Source organism: Stenotrophomonas sp. YJH_SMC_133, from assembly GCF_059370655.1.
Genome location: NZ_JCAFTW010000002.1, coordinates 86,900 through 110,796, shown reverse-complemented (window position 1 = coordinate 110,796; position 23,897 = coordinate 86,900). Strand labels below are relative to the sequence as shown.

The 23,897-nt window shown below is 67.4% G+C and carries 28 protein-coding genes; 12 read left to right on the top strand and 16 right to left on the bottom strand.

All coding sequences use genetic code 11. From position 1 onward, the window contains the following. Position 1: 1 nt before the first annotated feature. On the top strand, positions 2-145 hold the full coding sequence (locus AC5P78_RS03050) for a hypothetical protein (protein WP_165711084.1): 144 nt from the start codon (positions 2-4) through the stop codon (positions 143-145). A 7-nt stretch (positions 146-152) separates the two neighbouring features. Here the strand turns inward: AC5P78_RS03050 and AC5P78_RS03045 are convergent, their stop codons facing one another. Together AC5P78_RS03045 and AC5P78_RS03040 are read right to left on the bottom strand one after the other, a co-directional pair. After that, a complete protein-coding gene (locus tag AC5P78_RS03045) occupies positions 153-719 on the bottom strand; it encodes a GIY-YIG nuclease family protein (protein ID WP_165711085.1) in 567 nt (188 codons plus the stop codon). Positions 720-761: 42 nt separating this feature from the next. Next, a complete protein-coding gene (locus AC5P78_RS03040; protein WP_414498355.1) occupies positions 762-2,315 on the bottom strand; it encodes an alkaline phosphatase in 1,554 nt (517 codons plus the stop codon). A gap of 121 nt (positions 2,316-2,436) precedes the next feature. On the opposite strand from AC5P78_RS03040, the gene AC5P78_RS03035 reads away from it, so the two are divergent. Then, positions 2,437-3,231, top strand: a complete 795-nt coding sequence (locus AC5P78_RS03035; RefSeq protein ID WP_171968905.1) for a D-alanyl-D-alanine carboxypeptidase family protein — start codon at positions 2,437-2,439, stop codon at positions 3,229-3,231. A gap of 13 nt (positions 3,232-3,244) precedes the next feature. On the opposite strand, the gene AC5P78_RS03030 is transcribed toward AC5P78_RS03035, so the two are convergent. Beyond that, a complete protein-coding gene (locus tag AC5P78_RS03030) occupies positions 3,245-3,838 on the bottom strand; it encodes a TetR/AcrR family transcriptional regulator (protein ID WP_005411246.1) in 594 nt (197 codons plus the stop codon). Between the two features lie 16 nt (positions 3,839-3,854). Next, positions 3,855-4,451 (bottom strand): NAD(P)H-dependent oxidoreductase, encoded by a 597-nt coding sequence (locus tag AC5P78_RS03025; protein WP_005411247.1) that lies wholly within the window; start codon positions 4,449-4,451, stop codon positions 3,855-3,857. A 126-nt stretch (positions 4,452-4,577) separates the two neighbouring features. Here AC5P78_RS03025 and AC5P78_RS03020 point away from each other — a divergent pair, with 126 nt between their 5' ends. Next, entirely contained in the window at positions 4,578-5,108 is a 531-nt protein-coding gene (locus tag AC5P78_RS03020) for a hypothetical protein (RefSeq protein ID WP_099485032.1), read from the top strand. A 33-nt stretch (positions 5,109-5,141) separates the two neighbouring features. Here AC5P78_RS03020 and AC5P78_RS03015 read toward each other — a convergent pair whose 3' ends face one another. Next, positions 5,142-5,969 (bottom strand): isocitrate lyase/PEP mutase family protein, encoded by an 828-nt coding sequence (locus AC5P78_RS03015; protein ID WP_414498356.1) that lies wholly within the window; start codon positions 5,967-5,969, stop codon positions 5,142-5,144. 166 nt (positions 5,970-6,135) lie between these two features. Here AC5P78_RS03015 and AC5P78_RS03010 point away from each other — a divergent pair, with 166 nt between their 5' ends. From AC5P78_RS03010 to accC, 4 genes are all read left to right on the top strand, one after another. After that, positions 6,136-6,864: a DOPA 4,5-dioxygenase family protein gene (locus AC5P78_RS03010; protein WP_005411250.1), complete on the top strand. Its 729-nt coding sequence runs from the start codon at positions 6,136-6,138 to the stop codon at positions 6,862-6,864. A 388-nt stretch (positions 6,865-7,252) separates the two neighbouring features. Next, a complete protein-coding gene (gene aroQ, locus AC5P78_RS03005; RefSeq protein WP_005411251.1) occupies positions 7,253-7,696 on the top strand; it encodes a type II 3-dehydroquinate dehydratase in 444 nt (147 codons plus the stop codon). Positions 7,697-7,755: 59 nt separating this feature from the next. Then, positions 7,756-8,235 carry an acetyl-CoA carboxylase biotin carboxyl carrier protein gene (gene accB, locus AC5P78_RS03000; protein ID WP_005411252.1) on the top strand — a complete coding sequence of 160 codons (480 nt, stop codon included), beginning with the start codon at positions 7,756-7,758 and terminating at the stop codon, positions 8,233-8,235. 10 nt (positions 8,236-8,245) lie between these two features. Beyond that, positions 8,246-9,613 carry an acetyl-CoA carboxylase biotin carboxylase subunit gene (accC, locus tag AC5P78_RS02995; protein ID WP_005411253.1) on the top strand — a complete coding sequence of 456 codons (1,368 nt, stop codon included), beginning with the start codon at positions 8,246-8,248 and terminating at the stop codon, positions 9,611-9,613. Positions 9,614-9,710: 97 nt separating this feature from the next. Here accC and AC5P78_RS02990 read toward each other — a convergent pair whose 3' ends face one another. Next, a complete protein-coding gene (locus AC5P78_RS02990; RefSeq protein ID WP_005411254.1) occupies positions 9,711-10,085 on the bottom strand; it encodes a hypothetical protein in 375 nt (124 codons plus the stop codon). Then, positions 10,082-11,047, bottom strand: a complete 966-nt coding sequence (locus tag AC5P78_RS02985; RefSeq protein ID WP_227415284.1) for a hypothetical protein — start codon at positions 11,045-11,047, stop codon at positions 10,082-10,084. Before AC5P78_RS02985 ends, AC5P78_RS02990 begins: the two co-directional genes overlap by 4 nt. Before the next feature lie 164 nt (positions 11,048-11,211). Here AC5P78_RS02985 and prmA point away from each other — a divergent pair, with 164 nt between their 5' ends. From prmA to fis, 3 genes are all read left to right on the top strand, one after another. Further along, complete coding sequence (gene prmA, locus AC5P78_RS02980; protein WP_012481409.1) at positions 11,212-12,132, top strand: 50S ribosomal protein L11 methyltransferase; 921 nt, start codon at positions 11,212-11,214, stop codon at positions 12,130-12,132. Positions 12,133-12,174: 42 nt separating this feature from the next. Next, the gene (locus AC5P78_RS02975) at positions 12,175-12,942 is read left to right on the top strand and encodes a DUF3426 domain-containing protein (RefSeq protein WP_012481410.1); all 768 of its coding nucleotides are present in this window, start codon (positions 12,175-12,177) and stop codon (positions 12,940-12,942) included. Positions 12,943-13,056: 114 nt separating this feature from the next. Continuing rightward, positions 13,057-13,332, top strand: a complete 276-nt coding sequence (gene fis, locus AC5P78_RS02970) for a DNA-binding transcriptional regulator Fis (RefSeq protein ID WP_005419706.1) — start codon at positions 13,057-13,059, stop codon at positions 13,330-13,332. A 125-nt stretch (positions 13,333-13,457) separates the two neighbouring features. Here the strand turns inward: fis and AC5P78_RS02965 are convergent, their stop codons facing one another. Genes AC5P78_RS02965 through AC5P78_RS02935 form a run of 7 tightly spaced genes read right to left on the bottom strand, consistent with a single transcriptional unit; the run spans position 13,458 to position 19,928 of the window. Continuing rightward, positions 13,458-14,453 carry a phosphatidate cytidylyltransferase gene (locus tag AC5P78_RS02965; RefSeq protein ID WP_005414654.1) on the bottom strand — a complete coding sequence of 332 codons (996 nt, stop codon included), beginning with the start codon at positions 14,451-14,453 and terminating at the stop codon, positions 13,458-13,460. Further along, the gene (locus tag AC5P78_RS02960; protein WP_005411260.1) at positions 14,450-15,079 is read right to left on the bottom strand and encodes a lysophospholipid acyltransferase family protein; all 630 of its coding nucleotides are present in this window, start codon (positions 15,077-15,079) and stop codon (positions 14,450-14,452) included. The genes AC5P78_RS02965 and AC5P78_RS02960 overlap by 4 nt, the downstream gene beginning before the upstream one ends. Positions 15,080-15,092: 13 nt before the next feature. After that, positions 15,093-15,530 (bottom strand): hypothetical protein, encoded by a 438-nt coding sequence (locus AC5P78_RS02955; protein ID WP_012481412.1) that lies wholly within the window; start codon positions 15,528-15,530, stop codon positions 15,093-15,095. Further along, positions 15,527-16,855: a phosphatase PAP2/dual specificity phosphatase family protein gene (locus AC5P78_RS02950; protein WP_133050255.1), complete on the bottom strand. Its 1,329-nt coding sequence runs from the start codon at positions 16,853-16,855 to the stop codon at positions 15,527-15,529. The genes AC5P78_RS02955 and AC5P78_RS02950 overlap by 4 nt, the downstream gene beginning before the upstream one ends. Next, positions 16,855-18,606, bottom strand: a complete 1,752-nt coding sequence (locus AC5P78_RS02945) for a bifunctional alpha/beta hydrolase/class I SAM-dependent methyltransferase (protein ID WP_049395355.1) — start codon at positions 18,604-18,606, stop codon at positions 16,855-16,857. Before AC5P78_RS02945 ends, AC5P78_RS02950 begins: the two co-directional genes overlap by 1 nt. Positions 18,607-18,640: 34 nt before the next feature. Continuing rightward, on the bottom strand, positions 18,641-19,258 hold the full coding sequence (locus AC5P78_RS02940) for a CDP-alcohol phosphatidyltransferase family protein (RefSeq protein ID WP_076739660.1): 618 nt from the start codon (positions 19,256-19,258) through the stop codon (positions 18,641-18,643). Between the two features lie 46 nt (positions 19,259-19,304). Further along, positions 19,305-19,928, bottom strand: a complete 624-nt coding sequence (locus AC5P78_RS02935) for a hypothetical protein (protein WP_317223962.1) — start codon at positions 19,926-19,928, stop codon at positions 19,305-19,307. Between the two features lie 185 nt (positions 19,929-20,113). On the opposite strand from AC5P78_RS02935, the gene purH reads away from it, so the two are divergent. Further along, positions 20,114-21,697 (top strand): bifunctional phosphoribosylaminoimidazolecarboxamide formyltransferase/IMP cyclohydrolase, encoded by a 1,584-nt coding sequence (purH, locus tag AC5P78_RS02930; protein WP_099473486.1) that lies wholly within the window; start codon positions 20,114-20,116, stop codon positions 21,695-21,697. 61 nt (positions 21,698-21,758) lie between these two features. Further along, positions 21,759-23,042: a phosphoribosylamine--glycine ligase gene (gene purD / locus AC5P78_RS02925; protein ID WP_099527360.1), complete on the top strand. Its 1,284-nt coding sequence runs from the start codon at positions 21,759-21,761 to the stop codon at positions 23,040-23,042. A 78-nt stretch (positions 23,043-23,120) separates the two neighbouring features. Here purD and AC5P78_RS02920 read toward each other — a convergent pair whose 3' ends face one another. Beyond that, a complete protein-coding gene (locus tag AC5P78_RS02920) occupies positions 23,121-23,453 on the bottom strand; it encodes a helix-turn-helix domain-containing protein (protein WP_005414661.1) in 333 nt (110 codons plus the stop codon). Further along, positions 23,437-23,820: a type II toxin-antitoxin system RelE/ParE family toxin gene (locus AC5P78_RS02915; protein ID WP_227843585.1), complete on the bottom strand. Its 384-nt coding sequence runs from the start codon at positions 23,818-23,820 to the stop codon at positions 23,437-23,439. The genes AC5P78_RS02920 and AC5P78_RS02915 overlap by 17 nt, the downstream gene beginning before the upstream one ends. Positions 23,821-23,897 lie beyond the last annotated feature (77 nt).

Sequence of the window (23,897 nt, the reverse complement as noted above, 5' to 3'; positions counted from 1 at the left end):
CATGAACATCTTCGGCGGCTTGTTGTTCCTGCAGGGCCACGTGGCCAGCGCCGAGCTGGCACGCCAGCTGGCCAGCCCGTCCACACCTGCCCCGCAGTCCGCGCGGCAACCGGCCGCGCCGGTTCAGCCGCCGCGAGCCCGTTGAACGCTCCTCAACCTGCATACCAGCGTTGGACGTGTTCAGGCAGCCACGGGATCGGATCGATGTCCAATGCCTGACAACCGTCGAGGGTGTCACGCAGCGCTCTTTCGCCGGGGCCACCGGGGATCCGCAGGCCTTCGTCTTCGGGAAGCTGCACCGCCGCCCAGTCGTGCAGCCGGTCCATGCGCAGGCGAAGCGCGGCTCGCAGCCATCCCTTCAGTGGATAACAGCGATAGCCCTGTTCGCCCAGGCCGGCAACCGCAAGCGACAAAGCGTGGTTGGCACCACGTACCCATTCGGTGCGGCCTCCAGCCTTGTCCTGGACCGTCATCGGCGCCGGAGCGCGGTGCGCCTTGAACGGCGAACGCAGCTGCAGCTCCAGATCCCGCGCATCGCGCTCGCTTTCCGCTTCCACCAGCGCACCGGCGTCGAGATCGAAGAACTCGAACCAACGCCGGTGCAATGCGCTGATGCGCCCAAGCGGATCACGTGAGAAACCAATCTTCGCGTAGTCTTCCCACGCACAGGGGAAGACGTAGGCGAAGACACGACCGTCGATGCGGATATCCGACTGCATGTGCGCAGGCTGCCTCGACAACAGCCCGCGTGCAACCGGGCGTTACCGTGGACGCTGTAGCGCTTCCTGCACTGCGGCAGCCACGTCGGTATTGTCGATGTAGCTGCCGTCGTTCCAGCGCACGTGCTGACGGTAGCCGGCATCGACGCCCCGCACGCGCTTGCCCAGCAGCGCCGCGCCGGCGCCCCTGGCCCACAGCGGCACCAGCGCGTTGGAGTGGTTGCCGGTGGGGCGGAAGCTGATTCCGGGCATGCGGCCGCGACCGTTGTTGCGTACCGGTGCGAAAGCCACGTCCTGTGCATCCGGGCCCATCGGCATGCTGTTGTCGTGGTCGGTGGTGACGATCAGCAGGTTGCGCTCCCAGCCACCGTTGCGCTCGATCCAGTCGACCACCGCCTCCACCGCGTCATTGAACTCCACGGTCTCTTCGATCAGCCGGCCATGCTGCGGCTGATCGCTGCACTGGCCGTAATGCCATTCGGTGCCGCACGCACTGGTATGTGCGGCCCAGTCGGTGGCGCCGCCTTCCACCATCAGGTACAGCCCCTTGGACGAGCGCTGCTGCAGGAACTGCAGTGCGCCACGCGTCATCGTCGCCAGATCGGGCACGCTGTCGATCTTCCTCACTCCCGAAGGCGTGCCTGCATCCTTGCCCAGCACCTGCAGCTGGCGCGCCTGCTGCAGTGTGTTGGCCACGCGCGGTACACCGATCAGCGGCCGGTCGGCCGGCAACCGTCCCTGCGCCAGTGCGGCGAACGCTTCCTTGCTGCGGATCAGGCGCCACGGTCCCGCCGGATTGCCGCCGATGGTGCTGCCCGCTTCCAGCTGCTGCCAATCCTGCTGCGACACCCACTCCCATGGATTCGCACAGCCCTCCGCCTTCGCCGCGTCCGTACCTTCATGGCAGGCGCGGCCGTCGACGCTGTAGCCCGGGCCACCCGTGCCCATCACCAGGTCCATGTGGCCCTGCGCCAGCATCTGGTGTGCGATGGCGTGATAGTTGCTGCGCGATTCGTTCTGCGCCGCGAACGCGGCCGGCGTGGCATGCGCGAACGGCACCGAGGTGACCACGCCGGTGGCCATGCCCAGGCGCTTGGCGCGCAGCGTATTGAACTCGACCGGCTGGCCATCGTTGTTGAAGTTGATGGCGTTGTTGTAGGTCTTGATCCCCGAGGACAGCGCAGTGCCCGCCGCCGCACTGTCGGTAGCCACCGCGGCCAGGTACTGGTAGCCCGCAAAGGGCAGGTCCTGCGCAGGAACCGGCGCGTCATCCCAGGCCTTGCCCGGGTCGTAGCCAAGCGTCTGCGCGTTGTCACCGGTCGGCTGGCTGCTCGCGTTCAACGGAAAGGTGGTCACCGCCAGGCGCAGTGGGAAATCCGCATAGGGTGCGCCGTCACGGCTGCCGTACTGCCAGTAGGCGGCGGCGTCCCAGGTACCCCAGCCGGCACCGTCGTTGATCATCACGATCACATTGAGCGGACCGGCTTCGGCGGTGGAAACAGCCTCGGCGCGCAGGCTGGGCTGGCAGCCGCCAAGTGCGGCCAGCGCGAGCAGCAACGAAGAATGAAGCCAGCGGCGTGGAATGCGTGCAGTCATCGGATGTCCCGTCGGGCCATCGGCGGCCCACAATGGCGATACGTTATATCGTTGCATTATTTCAGCTTCGTGCAGCCGCCGCACACTATCCTCCTGGGTCCCCACTGCCATCGTCGCTTCCATGCCGTCTCCTGCTCCTGCGCGTGCACCGCTGTCGTCCATCACCCTCGATGCGGCAACTTTCGCGGTGATTCACCAGCACAACGCGGATATCGCCAGGCAGCCGGCCTCGCTGACCAAGCTGATGACCGCCTACGCGGCTTACGAATGTGTCGAGGAGCGCGGGCGCTCGTGGGGCGCCGAAGTCACCATCGCCGCCGACGACGTGCATGCGGTCGCCGACGATGAAACGCGCATGGGCCTGGTGCCCGGCGAAACGGTCACGCTCGCGCGCCTGCTGGAAGGGTTGATGATCGTCTCCGGCAATGACGCGGCGCTGGCCATCGCGCGCCACCTGGACGGATCGCAGCCTGCGTTCCTGGAGCGCATGAACCGGCACGCACGCCAGCTCGGCCTGCGCAGCAGCTGGTTCGCCAGCGTCTCCGGCATCACCACGCCGCACCATGCGTCCAGCGCGCGCGACATGGCGGTGCTGGCCGCCTGCCTGCTGAATGACCATCCGCAGATACTGGCAATCACCGCGCAGCGCGCGTTCGTGCATGGCAGCTTCAGCCGCAACAACCAGAATGCGCTGCTTGGCGATGACGGCGTGGATGGATTGAAGACCGGCTACACCCAGGCAGCAGGCTTCTGCCTGGCCGCCACCGCATGCCGGGCAGTGCCCGGGCGGGATCAGCCGGTACGCCTGATCACCGTGGTATTGGGTTCTGAAAGCCGCGACGCGCGCGATGCACTGGTGCGCGATCAGCTGGCGGCAGGATTCGCCACGCTGGCCAGCAGCACCGCCGGGGCCTGACGCCCGAAGCCGCTCAGCGCCGCTTGACCGTCGCCACGATCAGCCGCTGCAGCTCGGCCTCGGCGTTGGTCTTGTCCAGCGCGCCTGCCGCCACGGCTTCGGACAGGGCTTCAGCCGCACCGAGAATCGCCCAGCGCCCAGCAAGGGGCACCGTGCCATCGGCGGCAAACGGACCCAGCCATGCGTCGCAGTTGTCGATGAAGTCCTGCTGGTAACGCCGCCGCACCTCGTGCAGTTCCGGCGCTCCTACCAGCGCGGCGAGGATGCCCTGCACTTCACTGCCCTGGCTGAGGATGCAGTCGATGTAGCCGGAGGCGATGGCCGCCGCACGGTCGGCCAGCTGCGCGCGGGCGCGGCCGATACGCTCGTGGAAGACCACCGTCTGCCGCCCGTCATAGTCATCGTAGAGCGCGGCCAGCAGGCCGTTGCGGGTCACGAAGTGATCGTAGGCCACCGGCTTGGTCACGCCCGCCGCCTCGGCCAGCCGTCCCAGCGTCAACGCGTCGGTGCCTTCTTCACCGACCAGCGCCCAGGCCACGTCCAGCAACTGGCGAGCGCGTTGCTCGCGGGTCAATCGGCGGCGCGTGGGAGCGGCGTTGGCGGGCATCGGCGGAACACGGCGATCAGCGCATCGGAGTGCCTATTTTACGGCCGATCGCCAGCGCGGTCTGCAGATGCGCTCCAGCCGCACCGGTATCGGCATCCAGCAGCAGGTCGGACGTCAGCACGCGTGCGCCACAGTAGTCGAAGATGCCCATGTCGATCTGCGTCTTCATCGCCGCATCGTAGCCGCGTCGTTCGACCATCGCTGCATCGGCACCGCCCAGCCCCACCAGATGCACGTTCAGGCGCTGCAGCTTCTTCACCAGCTTGCCCTGCGCGTCCTGTGCGTAGGCCCATTCGTTGGTGAAGACACGGTCGATCCAGCCCTTCAGCAGTGCCGGGAACGACCACCAGTACAACGGGAACACCAGCACCAGTGTATCGGTGGCCTCCAGCCGTGCGTGCTCGGCGGCGATGTCGGCCGGTACCGCGCCAGTGCTGCGGAACAAGGCCTGGTCCTGGGCGTTGAAGCGCGGATCGAAGCCTTCGGCCATCAGATCGGCGTAGGCCACGGTGTTGCGGGCGTCGGCAGCAGTGATGGCATCGCCGATGCGATGCGCCATCGCATGGGTCAGCGAACCGGGTTCAGGGTGGGCGATGACAATGAGGCTGTGCATGGGGGGTCTCCAGAAATCAATACCTACCAATAGTAAGTAGTGATTTTCGGGATACCAGCGCCATCGATGGGACGCTGTTTTCGCATCCACCGTATAGTGCGGCGGTGCCCTGTGAGACACCCGAACATGGATCGACGCCTGCCCCTGACGATGCTGATGCTGCTGTCGCTGTTGCTGCCATCCGCCTTCGCAGGTGAACTCAGTCCCAGTGATGCGAAGGCACTGCGCGAAGATGTGCGCGCCATGATGACTGCATACGCCCGCGGCGATGCGGACTTCCTCATCGAACGCACCCATCCCAGCCTCAAGCGACTGGCCGGCGGCGATGACGCCTTCCAGGCGCTCACCCGTGATGCGTTGAAGAAGCAGCACAACGCCGGTGTAGTGGTCATCAGCGAAGATGTAGGTGTGCCGACCCGGACCTATGCTGCCGGAGAGGAAGAAGTCTGCTTCGTGCCACGCCAATCCCTGATACGGGTGCGTGAAACCCCAATGCGCAGCACCACGTTCATGGTGGCCGTGCGCCGCGTTGGTGGTTCCGGCTGGACGTATCTGGATGGCACCGGGCTGCAGGGCAATCCAAACCTGCTTCGCCAACTGCTGCCGGCGCTGGAACCCGACGTGACCTTACCCAAGCGGGAGATCGAGGCGCTGTAGTCGCCGGCCCCTCCCGCCTTGCACGGCGTGGATCTAGCGGAACAGCGCGTTCAAGGCAGCCCCGGAGGCCGCCTTGTGCAGCCCATCGAAGCGTCCGTCCTGCACGATCGGCTGGGTCGCCTGCATCAGCCCGCCCCACGCGGCACGGGCGAGTGCGCCGCCCAGGCTGATCCGGCGAATGCCGAGCGCGGCAATGTCCTGCAGGCGCAGCGGTGTCGGTCCACCGACCAGCAGGTTCACCGGCTTCGACCCGGCAGCGGCGACCACCGCGCTGATCTGCTCGCGCGTGCTGATGCCAGGTGCATACAGCACGTCGGCACCGGCCTCTGCGTAGGCACGCAGGCGCTGCAGGGTGTCCTGCAGATCCGGCACGCCAACGAAGAAGTTCTCGGCGCGGCCGACCAGCAGCACGTCGCCACCCGCGCGGTCGATGGCTGCACGGGCAGCGCGCAGGCGCTCGACCGCCTGGTCGATCGGACGCAGCGGTGCATCGGCCACGCCGCTGGCATCCTCGATCGACAATGCCGCAATGCCGGTGTCGATCGCCGCGGCCACCGCCTCCTGCACCGCCTGCGGCGTGACGCCGAAGCCATCACCGAAGTCGGCATTCAACGGCAATGGGGTCGCTGCCACCATCACGCGCAGATGCGCCAGCGTGGCCTGCAGCGAAACCGCTCCGTCCGGCCGTCCTTCGCTCCAGGCGCAGCCGGCACTGGTGGTGGCCAGTGCCTGGAAGCCCTGCCGCTGCAGGTAGCGGGCACTGCCCACATCCCATGGGTTGGGCAGCACGAAGCAACCCTGCGCGTGCAGCTGGCGGAAGAACGCGCGCTTTTGCTGTGTGTCGGCATCGGGCGAGATCATGGAAGGGCTCCGGGGCGGCAGACCTGCACCCTAGCCCGCCCAGCGGCCACGCTCAACGACAACGGGGCGCACCTGCATGAGGTGATGCCCCCTGCTTATTGGACGCTGTGGATGCGGGTGCCCGAGCGTGCTTGCCTGCCCACACGATGCCGCCACGGAGCCCTTCATGCACCCGGACCCGCAGACCCTCACCGACGCCGGCGATGATGACGCCCACTGGGCCGACCTGCTTTCGCCGGCACGGCGCCGCCTGATCGCTTCGGCGGGTCTGGCCGCTGGCGGCCTGGCCAGTGCCTCGACCGCCGCCGCAGCACCGCGCGGCAACGACGCGGTGAACACCACCGAGCCTGGCCGCCCCGGCTTCCGTGCCATCGTGCCGCCAGCACCGGAAGGGCACAGCCCCTGGGGCCAGGCCACGGCCAGCGAACCGACCCCGCGCCCGGCCAGCGTGCGTCCCGGCGAGGCCACCCTGCCCGTGACCCCACGCGCCTACACCGACATCAAGAGCTATCACGCGCACATCTACTTCGACGAGGACAGCTTCGAGAAGGCTGCGCTGCTGCGGCGCTGGACGGCCGAGCGCTTCCCGGTGGAGCTGGGCAACTGGAACCTGGAACCACGCGGGCCGCACGTCACCCCGTCGTTCTACTTCGGCTTCACCAACGACCTGCTGCCGGTGCTGGTGCCTTGGCTGCAGCTCAACAGCCTGGGCCTGACCATCCTGATCCACCCCAATACCGGTGATGGCCGCGCCGACCACCTGTATTACGCGTTGTGGGTAAACCGCGCGCAGCCGGTGAATGCCTACAACTGGCCGGCACCGAAGCCTGGAGAACGGGAACCGCTGGAAGAGGTGTTCCCGAACGTGGTGCCGACGGTGCCGCTGGAGACGTGAGCGGGGGCGTGGCGGGGGGCAGTGGGTGGCGTGCGGCGCACCTTGGGCTGCCCCTCGGTGGGTGCGTAGCGTGCTACGTACCGAACGTCCTCCATCCACGCATCGCGTGGATCTATTGAATGGTGGCCTCATCCGCGCGTGGCGTGGATCTACTGCAGCACCACCCATGACAGCATCAGCCCTGCCCATGCCTGCCGCCATCGTCGGCCTACGTGCATGCATCCCCGGCCTGCGAGCCATTCAGCGCGCCTTGATCCAGCGCCCGCCATACGGCCACAAGCGCTCCGGCAGATTTCAAACGTTCGATTGAAACGCTGCAAACTTCGCCGAACTGGACAGCATCCGCCGGTTCCGCCAGACTGCCGCCCTTTCCCGTCTTCCGGATCCCATGGCGAAGCTGCTGGTCCTGCACGGCCCCAACCTCAACCTGCTCGGCACACGCGAGCCGGAGGTCTACGGCCACACCACGCTGGCCGACATCGACCAGGCCCTGGCCAGCCAGGCATCGGCCGCCGGGCACGCGGTGGAGAGCCTGCAGTCCAATGCCGAGCACGTGCTGGTGGACCGCGTGCAGGCCGCACGCGACGACGGAACCGCTTTCATCCTGATCAACCCCGCCGCCTTCACCCACACCTCGGTCGCCCTGCGCGATGCGCTGGCCGCGGTGGCGGTGCCGTTCATCGAGATCCACCTGTCCAACCCGCATACCCGCGAACCGTTCCGCCAGCACAGCTACTTCAGTGACAAGGCGGTGGGCGTGGTGTGCGGCTTCGGTGCCGACAGCTACCGCTACGCGATGGACGCGGCGCTGCTGCGGGTATCCGCCACCTGATTGTCGACCCGGGCGCCCACGGCGCTCTCCTCACCTAGATAGAAACCAAAGAGGCCCTCATGGATCTGCGCAAAATCAAGAAGCTGATCGACCTGCTGGAAGAGTCGAACCTGGCTGAAATCGAAATCAAGGAAGGCGAAGAGTCGGTGCGCCTGTCGCGTGCCCCGGTGGCCGGCTATGCCGCTCCGGTCGCCGCCCCGGTGTACGCCGCTCCGGCCGCCCCGGCACCGCAGGCAATGCCGATGCAGTCGCCGACCGAAGCCTCCACCGGCGGTACCGCCAAGCCGGGCCCGGCACTGCCGGAAGGCCACGTGCTGCGCTCGCCGATGGTCGGCACCTTCTACGCGTCGTCCGCCCCGGACAAGCCGGCCTTCGTCACCGTTGGGCAGCAGGTCAAGGAAGGCGAGACCCTGGCCATCATCGAAGCAATGAAGATGTTCAACCCGATCGAAGCCGACACGTCCGGCACCATCGTCGCCATCCTCGGCGAGAACGGCCAGCCGGTGGAATTCGACCAGCCGCTGTTCGTGATCGGCTGAGGGGCACGCCATGCTCGACAAAGTCGTCATCGCCAACCGAGGGGAGATCGCGCTGCGCATCCTGCGCGCGTGCCACACCCTCGGCATCCGCACGGTGGCCGTGCATTCCACGGTCGACCGCAACCTCAAGCATGTGGCCATGGCCGACGAGTCGGTCTGCATCGGCCCGGCGCCGTCGCCGCAGAGCTACCTCAACATTCCGGCGCTGATCGCCGCGGCTGAAGTCACTGACGCGCAGGCGATCCATCCCGGTTACGGCTTCCTGTCGGAGAACGCCGACTTCGCCGAGCGCGTGGAAGAATCCGGCTTCATCTTCATCGGCCCCAAGGCTGACACCATCCGCATGATGGGCGACAAGGTCGAAGCCATCCGCGCGATGAAGTCGGCCGGCGTGCCGTGCGTGCCCGGTTCGGGCGGCCCGCTGGGCGATGACATCGTCGCCAACACCAAGATCGCCCGTGAGATCGGCTACCCGGTCATCATCAAGGCGGCCGGTGGCGGTGGCGGTCGCGGCATGCGCGTGGTGCATGCCGAGGCCTCGTTGAAGACCTCGATCGAAACCACCAAGAGCGAGGCCAAGGCCGCGTTCGGCAATGGCGAGGTCTACATGGAGAAGTTCCTGGAGAACCCGCGCCACGTGGAAATCCAGGTGCTGGCCGACGGCCAGGGCAACGCCATCCACCTGGGTGAGCGCGACTGCTCGATGCAGCGCCGCCACCAGAAGGTGGTGGAAGAAGCGCCGGCACCGGGCATCACCGCCGAACAGCGCGAGCAGATCGGCAAGGTCTGCACCGAAGCCTGCGTGCGCATCGGCTACCGCGGCGCCGGCACCTTCGAGTTCCTGTACGAAGACGGCCGCTTCTACTTCATCGAGATGAACACCCGCATCCAGGTGGAACATCCGGTCACCGAAATGGTCACCGGCATCGACCTGGTGGCCGAGCAGCTGAAGATCGCCGCCGGCCAGAAGCTGTCGATCAAGCAGAGCGACGTGGTGCTGACCGGCCACGCGATCGAGTGCCGCATCAACGCCGAAGACGCCGAGACCTTCGTGCCCAGCCCGGGCACCATCACCGGCTTCCATCCGCCGGGTGGCCCCGGCGTGCGCGTGGATACCCACATCTACAGTGGCTACCGCGTGCCGTCGAACTACGACTCGATGATCGGCAAGCTGATCGTGCACGGCCCGGACCGCGAAACCGCCATCGCCCGCATGCGGGTGGCGCTGAGCGAGATGGTGGTCGACGGCATCAAGACCAACATCGCCCTGCAGCAGCGGATCATGCGCGACAAGGGCTTCCAGGCCGGTGGCCAGAACATCCACTACCTGGAAAAGCGTCTTGCCGAGCGCAAGAACAAGCCGATCGCACTGACCTGATCGGCAGCAGGTACTGGACATGAAAAGGGCGGGGATATCCCCGCCCTTTTTCCATTGCCGTAGAGCCGAGCGTGGGCTCGGCTCTGCAGCAGGTGCATCAGCGCTTGTCGGCAGCTTCGGCCGGGATCTGCGAATTCGCCAGCGGGCGTACACCATTGGGCGAGCTCGGGTCGACGATCACCATCGTCTCGGTGGACCCATCGGGCCACACCACCTGGAAGGTACTGCCTGCCGGCAACGATGCGAACGGCATGCCGCTCTGCGCGCGATAGACCGCAGCGACCTGGCTGGCACCCACGCGGCGCACATCTTCCTGCGCCTTCACCGTGGTCAGTTCCACTTTCGACAGATGCCGGTAACGATCTTCATAGGTGTCGATCATCAACAGCCCGACCGCGCCGGCCGAATAGGCCACGAACAGTGCCACCCAGAACCAGAACTTGGCCCCATGCAGGAATCGACGGTAGTTCATTGCCCGCCCCTCTTGCCAACCAATCGCTTGATCCACTGCTTCATTTTCCCCGCACCTTGCCGCGAAACCGCAGCGTCATACACGAAATCCCGGAAATCCTGCGTCCCATCCTGCGAACAGATCCCTCCATTCGCACAAAAACTGTTGACCAGCACGCTGTCGGCACCACACGGTAGACCGAGCTCGCAGGCCGCAACCCGCCACGCCAGTTCACTGAGCTGTTCACCCGCCACCAGGCCAGTGAGCGCCTGGTCGCCCGCCGCGCGCACGCCCATGCCCGGTGCAATGGCCATGAAGGCCTCCGGATCGCGCGATGTGCGCACCCGCTCGACCAGGTCACGGCGGTACTCGGAGCTGTCATTCAGCGGCTCGCCTTCGGCAAACAGCGATGCTTCCGCTGCGAGGTTGCCCTGCGTGGCTGCCTTGCGGCGCTCGGCCAGCACCAGCGCGGACCCCAGCTTGTCGCCCGGCACGAAGCCGCCACAGCGCTGCGCCACGCGCTCGCGCGCCTGCACCATCGCCGGTGCAGCGGTCAGGCCCAGCCCGGCCAGCACATTGTTGTCCAACCGATAACCGCCCGGATCGATGGCGTACTGCGCGCAGTAGTCGTAGACCCGGCTGAGCATCCAGCGCGCCTCGTGATTGCCGTCGTCGGCCTGCACGCGCAGGCGCTGCGCGTAGGCGTACAGATCGGTGGCATCCTCGATGTCCGCGCGCAGGTCCAGCGGCAGGCCCGAAGGCAGCGCGTTGCCGCGCTCGAACGCCGCCAGGCGACGCGCCAACGCTTCCGGCACGACCGGCAGGGGCGCCGCATCGTCCGACGCAACCTGCGCCGTCGGCAGTTCGCCTGCGGTCACCGGTACCGACCCGGCATGGCCGCTGGCCCGATACCCGGCCACGCCCAGCACGGCCACCGCCGGCAGTACGAGCAACCAGGTTTTCAGGGTCGGAGCAAAGGCCATTGGCGGCAGTGAACGTTCATGGCGCACAGGAAAGCACCAAGTTTAGCAAGGCCCGCCAGGCCTGTCTCAATCGGTTCCGTTCATCTCCGAGCGGCATCTCAGGCAATACGGAGACGCTCCGATGGTCTAGCATGGCCCCCTTTCCCGCGATTGCCCCCACCGCCATGCCGTTCCTGGAACTGACCCTGCGTTGCACCGAAGCTACCCAGCCCCGCTATGAGAATGCGCTGGAGGATGTCGGCGCACTGGCCGTCACGCTGCTTGATGCCGAGGCCGATACCAGCAACGAACAGGCCATTCTCGAGCCGGGCGTGGGCGAGACCCCGCTATGGGACACCCTGGTGCTGAGCGCACTGTTTCCCGCCGACAGCAACGCGTTGCTGCTGCTGGCCGCGCTGGAGGCGTTCGACCCGGAACTGGACTGGAGCAGCGGCAGTTTCCGCGCGGTCGAGGACGAGGACTGGGAACGCGCCTGGCTGGACCAGTTCCAGCCGATGGCTTTCGGCAGCCGCACCTGGATCGTGCCGTGGAACCATGAACTGCCGGAGGCCGCACAGGCTGCCGACGCCGCCGTGGTGCGGCTGGACCCGGGCCTGGCGTTCGGCTCGGGCACCCACCCGACCACCGCGCTCTGCCTGCGCTGGCTGGACCAGCTGGCCGTGGATGGCCTGCTGCAGGGCCAGCGCGTGCTCGACTTCGGCTGCGGCTCCGGCATCCTTGCGCTTGCCGCGCTGAAGCTGGGCGCCGCTGAGGCCATCGGCGTGGACAACGATCCGCAGGCCCTGGTCGCCACCGCCGACAATGCCGAGCGCAACGGCGAACAGGCGCGCATGCACGTGTACCTGCCGCCGGACGAACCGGTCGCCACCTACCCGATCGTGGTCGCCAACATCCTCGCCTCGGCACTGGACGCGTTGGCCGAGCTGCTGGCCGCGCGCGTGGCTGCCGGCGGCCGTATTGCCCTGTCCGGCATCCTGCACGGCCAGGAAGGTGAACTGCTGCAGCGCTATGCGGAATGGTTCGACGACCTGCAGGCGACCCAGGATGGCGACTGGATGCGCATCACCGGCGTGCGCCGCGCCTGATCGTGGTTGAATGACTGCTGGATCCGAGCCCGCACCCTGAGCATGTCCGAGCCGAACCCACCGCGACGCCCTCTGGCAACCTTCCTGCGCACCGCCCCGGAAGGTTCGCCCGTGCCTGCGACCGATGCGCGCACGCAGGAACCGGAAGAACACGCGTCGCCTGCCATGCAGGTGCCAGCCGGGCCCGCCGAAGCGGCGCATGTGGCGGCGGAGATGCAGCACGACGATGCGCCTGTCATCGTTGATGACATTGCGGCCATCGCGTCGGCACCGGTTGCAGTGCCGGCGACGACGACCGCCGTTGACGCGCCGAGTTTCCTTGGCAGTGCGCGCCCCCGCAGCCTGCCGGCACCGCGCTGGCACTGGCTGCTGGTTGCAGGGCTGGCGCTGCTGCTGGTGCTGCAGAGCGTGCTGGCCGACCGTGCGCGGCTGGCCGCCGACGCCGGCAACCGTGCTTGGCTGGGCACGCTCTGCGGCCTCCTGCGCTGCAGCCTGCCGGCCTGGCATGAACCCACCGCCTTCACCATGACCAGCCGCGAGATCCGGCCGCTGCCCGGGCAGGCCGGCGTGCTGCAGGTGCAGGCCAGCATCCGCAACGACGCACGCTGGGCACAGGCCTGGCCGGACCTGCGCCTGTCACTGTCCGATGCTGATGGCCGGGTGATCGGCAGCGGTGTGTTCACGCCTGCGCAGTACCTGGGCGAGAACCCCGGCGCCGCCCTGCTGGAACCGGGCCAGAGCGCGCGCGTCGCCTTCCGTGTGCAGGAGCCCGCCGCATCCACCGTCGCATTCACCTTCGACTTCCTCTGAACGTGAAAAGGCGACCGGCCGTGGCAGGCCGGGCACGCTCGCGCTAGACTGGCCGCCACCACCTCGTCCGGCCGCGCGCACCGCGCGCACGGGCCCACCGAATCGGGAACCCCCTTGAACGCTGTCCTCTCTCGTCCTGACAACAGTCGTGGCGCTCCCCGGCCACCGCTGCGTGAACATGTCGCCCAATCCGTGCGCCGTTACCTGCGTGACCTCGATGGCTGCGATGCGGACGATGTCTACGAGATCGTGCTGCGCGAGATGGAGATCCCGCTGTTCGTGGAAGTGCTCAACCACTGCGAAGGCAACCAGAGCCGCGCCGCCGCGATGCTGGGCATCCACCGTGCCACCCTGCGCAAGAAGCTGAAGGAATACGGCATCAGCGCGTAAACGCGCACAGGTAGTGCCGGCCGCTGGCCGGCAACCCCACGAACGGTGGCAGGATGTTGCAGTTGCCGGCCAGCGGCCGGCACTACCGGTAGAACCGCGCCATGCGTGGATGGAAACCGGCAGAATCAACCGCCGCCGCCCGCCTTCCAGTAATACCGCACCACGTGGAAGAACACCGGCGCGGCGAAGCACACCGAATCCAGCCGGTCGAGCATGCCGCCATGGCCCTCGATCATGTGGCCCCAGTCCTTGATGCCCCGGTCACGCTTGATCGCCGACATCACCAGGCCGCCCCAGAACCCCATCAGGTTGATCAGCAGCGACAGGCCGAACGCCTGCAGCGGCGTGAACGGGGTGATCCACCACAGCGCCGCGCCCAGTGCGCTGGCACTCAGCACGCCGCCGACGAAGCCCTCCACCGTCTTCGACGGCGACAGCTTCGGCGCGATCAGGTGCTTGCCCAACAACTTGCCCCAGATGTACTGCAGCACGTCCGAGGACTGCACCACGATCACCAGGAAAGCAAACAGCAGCACGTTGCGCGAGGGGTCATGGCCCGGCACGTGCAGATTCAGCAGCAGCGGCACGTGCGAGATGCAGAACACGCAGATCATCAGCCCCCACTGCACCTTCGCCGTGCGTTCCAGGTAGTGCGTGGTATCGCCGCCGATGGTCGACAGGATCGGCAGGAACAGGAACGCATAGACCGGAATCAGCAGCGTGTACATGCCGTACCAGTCGATCCACACCAGGTAGTACTGCCACGGCAGCACGATGTAGAACGCGGCCAGCAGCGCGTAGTAATCGCCTGAGCGGGTCGGCGCCAGGGTGATGAACTCGCGCAGTGCGAACAGCGAGATGATCGCGAACAGCACGATCACCCCGGCGCGGCCGAAGAACAGCGCCAGCCCGACCACGATCGCCATTACCCACCACGCGCGGATGCGCGACACCAGGTTGGCGATGACCGCGCTGGGCCGGCCGCGCTGGCGCCATCGCAGCGTTTCGGCCACCAGCGTGGCCAGTACCAGCACCGCACCGACGCCAGCGAACAGCAGGCCGGTCTGCTGGCCCACGCTCTGCGCTGCCAGGTCGCCGGACACATCGATCAGGAAACTCATGCGCGCCCCCCGTTCGGCGCCAGGTCCAGCAGCGCCTGCCGGCTGCGGGCCAGGAAGGCCGCCTTGTCCTCGTCGGCCTGCAGCCGCAGCGGCGTACCGAAGGTGGCCGTGCACAGCAGCGGCAGCGGCAGGAACCGGCCCTTGGGCATCACCCGCTTCAGGTTGTCGATCCACACCGGCACGAATTCCAGCTCCGGCCGTTGCCGTGCCAGGTGATAGATGCCGCTCTTGAACGGCAGCAGCGGCTCATCGCCCACGTTGCGGGTACCTTCCGGAAACAGGATCAGCGAGCAGTCTTCGTCCACCGCGTCACGCAGGGCCTGCAGCGGATCCTGCTGGCGATGGCCGGCCTCGCGCTCGACCAGCACGCCGTTGAACACCGCATCGATCAGGTAGCGACGCAGGCCGTCGCGCTGCCAGTATTCGGCCGCGGCAACTGGCCGCACCTGGCGCCGCAACGCAGGCGGCATCGACGACCAGATCAGCACGAAGTCGCCATGGCTGGCGTGGTTGCCGTAGTACACGCGGCGCTCGCTGGACGGCGCGCAACCGATCCACAGCGCGCGTGCGCCGGTCACTACATGGATCGCACCACTGCAGGCGCGGGCAATCAGTTCGGCGAACATTGGTCCCTCCCGTTCACGTCTGCGGCCACAACACGGCCAGCACCAGCAGTGCGAACTGCACCGCTGTCAGCAGGTACTGGCGCAGCAGCAGGCGACGCATGCCGGCCCAGCGCGCGTCCCAGCCCCGCAGGGGCGCCTCGGGCGACGCGCGGTGCAGGCCACTGTCGTGCAGCAGCTGATCAGTGCGGCGCGCGGCGGCATCGCCGTCCAGGCGCTCATCGCGCAGCAGCTGCAGCAGGCTGGCGTCCAGCGCAACCCGCCACGCGTGGTACGTCTGGGCCACCCCTGCAGACATGCTGGCCAGCAGCAACCCTGCAGCGATCATCGCCAGGCCCGGCTCGGTGCCGAGCAGCAGCAATGCCACCAGCAGCAGCCCCAGCGACAGGCATGCCGGCCAACGCCCCTGCCGCAGCAGCAGCTGCATGGTCGCCAGATCGGGAACCGTGCTCATGCGCGCACTCCTGCCGCGTCGGTGATGGCACGCAGATGGGCCGTACCCAGCACGATGCCAGGGCGCGCAGCACGCACGATCGCCACCGCCGCGTCCGCATCGGCCGCACGACCACTGCGCAGCAGCCAGGTGGCCACGCTGGCGGCGCTGCGCGAATAGCCTAGCGCACAGCACACCAGCAACGGTCCGTGCGCATGCAGGCGCTCGATGGCCTCGGCCGCTTCGCGCAGCTGTTCCGGTGCAGGGACCACCAGGTCCAGCATCGGCACGCTGGCATACGCGGCGCCCGGCGCGCGGCAGGACAGCTCGGCACAGGCATCGACCACGCCCACCAAGGGTGCCGGCAAGGCCGCGCAGGGAATGCGCCCCAGCCACACGCCATCCATCACCGGCACTGGCTGCGGCGCGCGCCGCGTCCACAGCCGCGAGTTGATCCAGGCTGCGCCCAGGTACGGCGCCAGCAGCCAGCGCGCGGCCATGGTCAGGCGACCATCGGCGCGCTTCTGGAACACCGCCGTACCCAGCCCGGCATAGGCCAGCGCCACCAGCAGCAACGACACCACCGGCCACAGCAGCCACAACGCGGCGCCACGCAGAAGCACCACCGGCACCAGCAATACAGCGGCCCCCAGCAGGTACAGCGCTGCCAATCGCCAACGTTTGGCATCACGCGCGGTGTGCCAGGCCCGCAACGGTGGCGTGCCCTGCTCCGGCCACAGCCAGACGCACAGCCAACCGGCCAGCAGGCCGGTCGGGATATCGATGAAATGATGCTGGAACGTGGTCAGCACCGAGACGCCGATCAGCAGCGCCCACAGATGCAGTACACCGCGCCACACCCCGTGCAGATACTGCGCGAACTTCACCCACAACACGATCAGCAGCACGATGTGCAGCGACGGCGCCTGGTTGAACGGCTTGTCGAAGCCCAGCAGCACGTCGAACAACCAGCCAAACACGCCGCCGATCTCCGGCCGTTCGAAGCTGAAGCGCAGCGGCCACAGCAGAAAACAGGTAACCGCGATGACCTGCGCACTGAACAGCCGCAGCGCATGCCGGTCCAGTTCCAGCCGTTGCCGGCACAGGAAGAACGAGATCGCGTAGAACAGGTCGATCGACCAGTACGGCACGATCGTCCACGGCACGAACGGGATGCGTGTCTCCCACGCGAACGCCATCACCGGCAGGGTGGCGTGGCGGCCGGCCATCCAGTTGGCGAAGCCATAGCTGGCGAAGAAGAACGGACCCAGCAGGGCCAGCCACAGCAGGGCGCGCCGCCAGGGGCGCCCTTCCGCGGCCAGCGGGGTTGCGGCGAGCGTCGCCATCACGCGGTCCGGCGCGCCAGCGACACGGTGAAGATGCCGAAGTCGTCGATGCGCTGCGCCACCTTCTCGAAACCGGCCAGGCGCACCAGCTCATCCATCTCCTGCTGGGTACGGCGGCGCATCACCCACGCCGCGCCACCGCGATGGCTGGTCAAGGCGCGCGCGATGAATTCCAGCTGCGGGTGCCAGGGTTGGCCGGTGTAGGCCAGGTAGCCTCCCGCCGGCACCGTTGCGGCGATACCCTGCAGCGAGCGCAGCACGGCGTCGTTGTCGGGGAACAGTTCGTACAGGCCCGAGACCACCGCCAGTGTCGGTGCTGGATCGACCTTGGCCAGTTGCGCCGGATCGAACGCATCGCCCTGCTCGAAGCGGGCGATGTCGGCCGCACCGAGGCGCTCGATCAACGCTTGGCCCTGGGTCACGTTCAGATCGCTGAAATCACGCAGCACGATACGGTCGGCGCGCTGTTCGCCCTGGCCCAGCGCTTCCAGCACATACCGGCCATGGCCGGCGGCCACGTCCAGCACACGCACCGGCGTGCCCTGCCCGCGCAGGCGCTGGGCAGCGTCGCGCAGCAGTTCCTGCAGGTGCTGGCCGCGCACGCGGATGCCACGCCAGCCGATTGCATCCAGGTAGTTGCGGTCGACCATCCGCCCCAATGGGCCCTTGCCGCGCGCCTCATTCCGGTAGATGTAGTCCAGCGTGCTACCGGAATCGAAACCGGTCCGCAGGCCCAGCGCGATGCCTTCGGACAGCGTGCCGCCGAAGCGCAGGCCGCCACGCACCACGCGCCAGCGCAGGTCGGCCAGGCTGTTGCGCTCCGGTGGCCAGGCCAGGATCTCGGATTCTTCGAAGGTTGGCCCGTGACGGTGCGCGTCGCGCCGTGACAGCTCGCGCAGCGGCTCGGCAAAACGCGCCTGGATGAAGCTGCGGATGCGCGCCAGTGCTGGTGCACGATCGCGCTCGCCGAGCGTGTCGTGGAAGAAGCCCGGCAGATGCACACGCTCCTTGATCGGGCTGGACAGGCGCTCGTAGAAGCGGTCCTGCGGGCCACGGTGCACGACGAAATCCGAGCCGGACACCAGCAGCTGCACCGGTACGCTGATTGCCTGCGCATCGGCCACGATGCGGTCGGCCGCCTCGTACAGGCCCAGCAGCACGCGCACCGAAATCGGCCGGGTGATCAGCGGGTCGGTGCGATAGCTTTCCACCCGCGCCGGATCGTGGGTCAGCCACTGCGGCTTGACGTAGCTGTTGACGAAGAAGTTGCCACGCAACTTCTGCATCAAGGCCAGGCCCGGCCGCGCGAACGGCACGTACAGCTTCACCTTGAACGCCGGCGAGGCCATGACCAGCGCGCGCAGGCGTGGCGCGTAGTCGTGCACCCAGGTCGCGGCGACCACCGCCCCTACGCTCTGCGCGATCACCACGATGTCTTCCACCGCAATGCCGTGCTCGGCGCCGATGTGGGCGATGAAACTGTCCAGATCACGCACCAGCGCCGGGAAGCCCGGTGCATCGCCCCGTGCGCCCGGCGAACGGCCATTGCCGCGCGCGTCCCAGGCGAAGAAGGCGGTGTCGGGCAGGTCCAGCTCATCGACCAGGTGGGTGACCCGGCCGGAGTGCTCATGGCCGCGGTGCAGCAGCACGATGGCCTTGGTGGCCGGCGTTGCGGTGGTGCCCGCCCAGTACCGGTAGAACAGCGGTACCTGGTCGAAGCTGTGGAATTCCCGTTCCTGCGCCTGACGCATGCAATCTCCTGATTGTCTTCTTGTATCTGCTTGATTAATTCGGCGAAACCGCTGCTTCCCGCAGCCCCCGACGGACGCGGTTGACCATCGTCAGCACGCACAGCACCGCCATGACCGCGGCCACGCCAGTGACCGTCATCGCGCCAACCCACTCGAACGCCAGCAGCAGGCCCAGCGCACCGATCACGAACGCGCGGTCGCTCTTGCCCATCGGGCCGTCGTAGCGGCGGCTGGCACCGACCATCAGCCCCAGCACCCCGGCGTACTCGCTCAGGGCCGCGGTCCAGGCCAGCAGCCACAGCGTCTCGGGGCGCACGCCCGGCACGCTGAGCAGGCTCAGGTACAGCGCCGCATCGGCGATCACATCGCACAGCTCATTCAGATAGGCGCCCAGCCGCGACTGCTGGCCGAACTCGCGGGCCAGCATGCCGTCCACGGCGTTGAGCGCCATGCGCAGCAGCATCCACAGTGGCAGCAGCAGGTACAGCAGGGGCTGCGCCGGCGCGCAGCACCACACTGCCGCAGCCACCAGCAGCGAGACCACGGCGGCGGCCACGGTCACCGTATTGGCGGTAATCCCCATGCGGTACAGACCGCGTACGGCCGGACGCAACAGGTCCTGGAAACGTCCTTTCAATGCATAGATCGACACGATCTGAACCCGCTGATCCCTGGCAGTTCCGGCATAGCCTACCCCATCAAATGCGGATACCGGCCAGTTCCGGCTGGGCCAGCCAGTCCTGCCATGGCAGCCCAGGATCGATATGCCGGCGCAGCCAGATCACGTCATGGCTGCGCTGCAGGGCATTGCGCACCGCCTGCACGGCCCGCTCGCGTCCCCCTGCATCCGCAAACCCCGCCTGCAACGACAGCAGCCGGTAGACACCCCCGCGCGAACGCTGGAAGTGGATGATGCCGCCGGCGGGGAGCACGATCGCCCCCTCATCCAGGCCATCGGCGTACAGATACAGCTCGAAAGGCTCCAGCCACTGCTGTGTGTGCATCACCCGCAGCAGCTCGGCCAACCCAGGCGAGCGCCGATGCAGCGCGATGGCATCGCCATACCAGCGCTTGTCGTCGTCCAGGTAGACCTTGAACTCCAGCCGCCGCCAGCGCCGACGTTCGCGGCGCTGCACGTCCCAGGACAGGATCTCGGCCTGCTCGCCCCAACGCTCCTCGGCTTCGGCCTGCAGCGTCGGCACATCGGCCTGGGCGCACCAGGCCGCGCCTTGGCCAGAACGCGCATGGCGCACATAGCGGGCCAGGAACAGCAGCGCCCCTTCGGCATCGACGGCGGCCTGCAGGCGGTTGGCAACGGTCATGGGACGGCATCCTGCACACGGGGAACAGGCGGCACCGTGCCGTGCCCAGCGGTGGCTGGCAAGCCCGCGAGCCGTGCCCATTACGGTCAATCCGGCTTTGGACGCAGCGAATCTGCCCCTCCGGCGCCCGCCACCGGCCCCCACCGCCTACAATATCGGCCCCGCTCCGCTGCCGATTCTGTCCCATGACTGCTGATCTGTTGCCCGTCCGCCGGGCCCTCCTCTCCGTTTCCGACAAGACCGGTCTGGTCGAGCTGGCCACTGCGCTGGCGGCACGCGGCGTGGAGCTGCTGTCCACCGGCGGCACCGCCAAGGCGATCCGCGATGCGGGCCTGGCCGTGAAGGACGTGGCCGACGTCACCGGTTTCCCGGAAATGATGGACGGCCGGGTCAAGACCCTGCACCCGATGGTGCACGGCGGCCTGCTCGGCCGTTCGGGCCTGGATGATGCGGTAATGGCCGAACACGGCATCGGTGCCATCGACCTGCTGGTGCTGAACCTGTACCCGTTCGAATCGGTCACCGCCAAGGCCGACTGCACGCTGGCCGACGCGGTCGAGAACATCGACATCGGCGGCCCGGCCATGCTGCGTTCGGCAGCCAAGAACTTCGCCCGCGTGGCGGTGGCCACCGACCCGTCGCAGTACGCCGAACTGCTGGCCTCGCTGGACGCCAACGACGGCCAGCTGTCGGCCGCCACCCGCTTCGCGTTCTCGGTGGCCGCGTTCAACCGCGTTGCCCAGTACGACGCCGCGATCAGCAACTACCTGTCGGCGGTCACCGCCACCGACGCCGCCGTGCCGGCCCGCGCCGAGTACCCGGCGCAGATGAACTCCACCTTCGTGAAGGTGATGGACCTGCGCTACGGCGAGAACCCGCACCAGAGCGGCGCGTTCTACCGCGACCTGTACCCGGTGCCGGGCACGCTGGCCACCTTCCAGCAGCTGCAGGGCAAGGAGCTGAGCTACAACAACCTGGCCGACGCCGATGCGGCGTGGGAATGCGTGCGCCAGTTCGATGCACCGGCCTGCGTCATCGTCAAGCACGCCAACCCGTGTGGCGTGGCCGTCGGTGCCGGCAACGGCGATGCCTACGAGCTGGCCTACGCCACCGACCCGACCAGCGCCTTCGGCGGCATCATCGCCTTCAACAAGCCGCTGGACGCCGCCACTGCCAAGGTGATCCTGGACCGCCAGTTCGTGGAAGTGCTGATTGCCCCGGACTACGAGCCGGCCGCGCTGGAATACGCGCAGAAGAAGGCCAACGTGCGCGTGCTGCGCATCCCGCATGGTGATGGCCTGAACAACTTCGACAGCAAGCGCGTGGGCTCGGGCCTGTTGCTGCAGTCCTCGGACAACCGCGGCATGACCCGCGACGAACTGAAGGTGGTCAGCAAGCTGGCGCCGACCGACAAGCAGTTCACCGACCTGCTGTTCGCCTGGAAGGTGGCCAAGTTCGTGAAGTCCAACGCGATTGTGTACGCCAAGGACAACCGCACGATTGGCGTGGGCGCCGGCCAGATGAGCCGCGTGTACTCGGCCCGCATCGCCGGCATCAAGGCCGCCGATGCGAACCTGGTGGTCGAGGGTTCGGTGATGGCTTCCGATGCGTTCTTCCCGTTCCGCGATGGCATCGACGCCGCTGCTGCCGCCGGCATCAAGGCGGTCATCCAGCCGGGCGGTTCGATGCGCGATGCCGAAGTGATCGCCGCCGCCGACGAACATGGCCTGGCGATGGTGTTCACCGGCGTGCGCCACTTCCGCCACTGATCCGCATCACGAAGCCGGGCCCTGCCCGGCTTTTCTCTTCCGTACCCGAGAACCCTGTCCCATGAAGATCCTCGTCATCGGCTCTGGCGGCCGCGAACACGCCCTGGCATGGAAGCTGGCCCAGTCCTCCCGTGTCACCGAAGTGATCGTGGCACCCGGCAACGCCGGCACCGCCAGCGAAGACAAGTGCCGCAACGTGGCGGTGAAAGTCACCGACATCGACGGTCTGCTGGCGCTGGCCCAGGCCGAAGGCATGGCACTGACCGTGGTCGGCCCTGAAGTACCGCTGGTGGCCGGCGTGGTAGACCGCTTCCGCGCCGCCGGCCTGCGCATCTTCGGGCCGACCGCCGCCGCCGCGCAGCTGGAAGGCAGCAAGGCCTACGCCAAGGACTTCCTGGCCCGCCACAACATCCCCACCGCGTTCTACGCCGTGCACACCGACGTGGACGCCGCCCTGGCCTACATCCGCGAGAAGGGCGCGCCGATCGTGGTCAAGGCCGATGGCCTGGCCGCCGGCAAGGGCGTGATCGTGGCGATGACCCTGGCCGAAGCCGAGGACGCGGTACGTGACATGCTCTCGGGCAACGCGTTCGGCGATGCCGGTGCGCGCGTGGTGATCGAGGAATTCCTCGACGGCGAGGAAGCCAGCTTCATTTCGATGGTTGACGGCGTGCATGCGCTGCCGATGGCCACCTCGCAGGACCACAAGCGCGTCGGCGACGGCGATACCGGCCCGAACACCGGCGGCATGGGCGCCTATTCGCCGGCCCCGGTGGTGACGCCGGAGGTGCATGCACGGGTGATGCGCGAGGTGGTGAACCCCACCGTGCAGGGCATGATCGCCGACGGCATCCCGTTCACCGGCTTCCTCTACGCCGGCCTGATGATCGATGCCAGCGGCGCGCCGAAGGTGATCGAATTCAACGTGCGCTTTGGCGACCCGGAAACGCAGCCAGTGATGCTGCGCCTGCAGTCGGACCTGGTCGAGCTGGTGGAAGCCGCCATCGATGGCCGCCTGGACCAGGTCGAAGTGCAGTGGGACGTGCGCCCGTCGCTGGGCGTGGTGCTGGCGGCCAGGCCGTACCCGGAAGCGCCGATCACCGGTGACGTGATTTCCGGCCTGGACGACGTGCCGGCCAGTGCCAAGGTGTTCCATGCGGGGACTGCATTGGACGCGCAGGGCCACGTGGTCAGTGCCGGCGGTCGCGTGCTGTGCGTGGCCGCACTGGGCGACAGCGTGCGCGACGCGCAGGCCAATGCCTATGCCGGCGTGGCCAAGGTGACCTGGGCCAACGAGTTCCACCGCAACGACATCGGCTGGCGCGCGATCGCACGCGAGGGGTGAGGCACACCCCCGCTTCCATGCATGGCGCGGATTGAATACCACGGTAAAGCAAAGGCCCGGCATTGCCGGGCCTTTGCTTTACAGGACTGCTTCGAGACCCTTCCGATCAATCAGGTTCAAAAGCTTCAGCGACGGCCCGCTCGGCTTCTTCTCGCCCTGTTCCCAGCTACGGACCGTCGAAACGCTGGTGTTGAGCACACCTGCGAACACCGGCTGGCTAAGTTCCAACGACGTGCGAAGTGCACGGATCTGGGCGCTGCTGTATTCGGGCACAGGCTCCAGACAAAGCGCCTCGTACATGCTCATGCGCCGCTTGTCGATGAAGCCGCTGGCGTAAAGGCCCGCCGCGCCTTCATGCACCGCATCGAGGATCGCACTCTTTGCACGTCTATGTTCAACCGTCTTTGTCATGGCAAATCTCCCGCAGTTCTCCGCAGATAACTGCCCTGTCCAACTGTGCAGGGCTCATTCCCAAGAACTCAGACGCATACAGCTGAAGGGCATCCCGTTCCGCACTACTGATGGTCGCGCGCGCGCTCTTGTCGTAGCAGAAGAGAAAGAACCAGTAGCGCCCCACCTTGGTTGCGACAATAACGCGGGCGCTACCGCGCTTTCCGCGGCCCGGCAGCGCAACTCGCTTTTTGAGAAGGCCGCCCCCTATGTCTGCATCAATCAGGCCTTGACGCATTTCCACCACCGCGCGGCACAAGGCTCTATCGGTCAGTGAAGAACGTCGTGTACTGCGGTTGAAGCTTCGAGTGCGGAAGACACGTGACATGATCATACCGTGCCACTGAGTGGTACGGCGTGAAAATCAGCGTCCATCGCATGCTGCGGTCGGCGCAGTTGCCGCCC

Bases quoted from the DNA above. Each gene is read 5' to 3' on its own strand.
- AC5P78_RS02965 (WP_005414654.1), bottom strand. From the start codon at position 14,453: ATGAGTTTCCTGATCGATGTGTCCGGCGACCTGGCAGCGCAGAGCGTG.
- prmA (WP_012481409.1), top strand. From the start codon at position 11,212: ATGCCGTTCCTGGAACTGACCCTGCGTTGCACCGAAGCTACCCAGCCC.
- AC5P78_RS03020 (WP_099485032.1), top strand. From the start codon at position 4,578: ATGGATCGACGCCTGCCCCTGACGATGCTGATGCTGCTGTCGCTGTTG.
- AC5P78_RS03030 (WP_005411246.1), bottom strand. From the start codon at position 3,838: ATGCCCGCCAACGCCGCTCCCACGCGCCGCCGATTGACCCGCGAGCAA.
- accB (WP_005411252.1), top strand. From the start codon at position 7,756: ATGGATCTGCGCAAAATCAAGAAGCTGATCGACCTGCTGGAAGAGTCG.
- AC5P78_RS03050 (WP_165711084.1), top strand. From the start codon at position 2: ATGAACATCTTCGGCGGCTTGTTGTTCCTGCAGGGCCACGTGGCCAGC.
- AC5P78_RS02945 (WP_049395355.1), bottom strand. From the start codon at position 18,606: ATGCGTCAGGCGCAGGAACGGGAATTCCACAGCTTCGACCAGGTACCG.
- AC5P78_RS02985 (WP_227415284.1), bottom strand. From the start codon at position 11,047: ATGGCCTTTGCTCCGACCCTGAAAACCTGGTTGCTCGTACTGCCGGCG.
- AC5P78_RS03035 (WP_171968905.1), top strand. From the start codon at position 2,437: ATGCCGTCTCCTGCTCCTGCGCGTGCACCGCTGTCGTCCATCACCCTC.
- AC5P78_RS02920 (WP_005414661.1), bottom strand. From the start codon at position 23,453: ATGACAAAGACGGTTGAACATAGACGTGCAAAGAGTGCGATCCTCGAT.
- AC5P78_RS02955 (WP_012481412.1), bottom strand. From the start codon at position 15,530: ATGAGCACGGTTCCCGATCTGGCGACCATGCAGCTGCTGCTGCGGCAG.
- AC5P78_RS03025 (WP_005411247.1), bottom strand. From the start codon at position 4,451: ATGCACAGCCTCATTGTCATCGCCCACCCTGAACCCGGTTCGCTGACC.
- AC5P78_RS02950 (WP_133050255.1), bottom strand. From the start codon at position 16,855: ATGGCGACGCTCGCCGCAACCCCGCTGGCCGCGGAAGGGCGCCCCTGG.
- AC5P78_RS02990 (WP_005411254.1), bottom strand. From the start codon at position 10,085: ATGAACTACCGTCGATTCCTGCATGGGGCCAAGTTCTGGTTCTGGGTG.
- purD (WP_099527360.1), top strand. From the start codon at position 21,759: ATGAAGATCCTCGTCATCGGCTCTGGCGGCCGCGAACACGCCCTGGCA.
- aroQ (WP_005411251.1), top strand. From the start codon at position 7,253: ATGGCGAAGCTGCTGGTCCTGCACGGCCCCAACCTCAACCTGCTCGGC.
- AC5P78_RS03010 (WP_005411250.1), top strand. From the start codon at position 6,136: ATGCACCCGGACCCGCAGACCCTCACCGACGCCGGCGATGATGACGCC.
- AC5P78_RS02915 (WP_227843585.1), bottom strand. From the start codon at position 23,820: ATGTCACGTGTCTTCCGCACTCGAAGCTTCAACCGCAGTACACGACGT.
- AC5P78_RS03015 (WP_414498356.1), bottom strand. From the start codon at position 5,969: ATGATCTCGCCCGATGCCGACACACAGCAAAAGCGCGCGTTCTTCCGC.
- AC5P78_RS02975 (WP_012481410.1), top strand. From the start codon at position 12,175: ATGTCCGAGCCGAACCCACCGCGACGCCCTCTGGCAACCTTCCTGCGC.
- AC5P78_RS03045 (WP_165711085.1), bottom strand. From the start codon at position 719: ATGCAGTCGGATATCCGCATCGACGGTCGTGTCTTCGCCTACGTCTTC.
- purH (WP_099473486.1), top strand. From the start codon at position 20,114: ATGACTGCTGATCTGTTGCCCGTCCGCCGGGCCCTCCTCTCCGTTTCC.
- AC5P78_RS02960 (WP_005411260.1), bottom strand. From the start codon at position 15,079: ATGTTCGCCGAACTGATTGCCCGCGCCTGCAGTGGTGCGATCCATGTA.
- AC5P78_RS02935 (WP_317223962.1), bottom strand. From the start codon at position 19,928: ATGACCGTTGCCAACCGCCTGCAGGCCGCCGTCGATGCCGAAGGGGCG.
- AC5P78_RS03040 (WP_414498355.1), bottom strand. From the start codon at position 2,315: ATGACTGCACGCATTCCACGCCGCTGGCTTCATTCTTCGTTGCTGCTC.
- accC (WP_005411253.1), top strand. From the start codon at position 8,246: ATGCTCGACAAAGTCGTCATCGCCAACCGAGGGGAGATCGCGCTGCGC.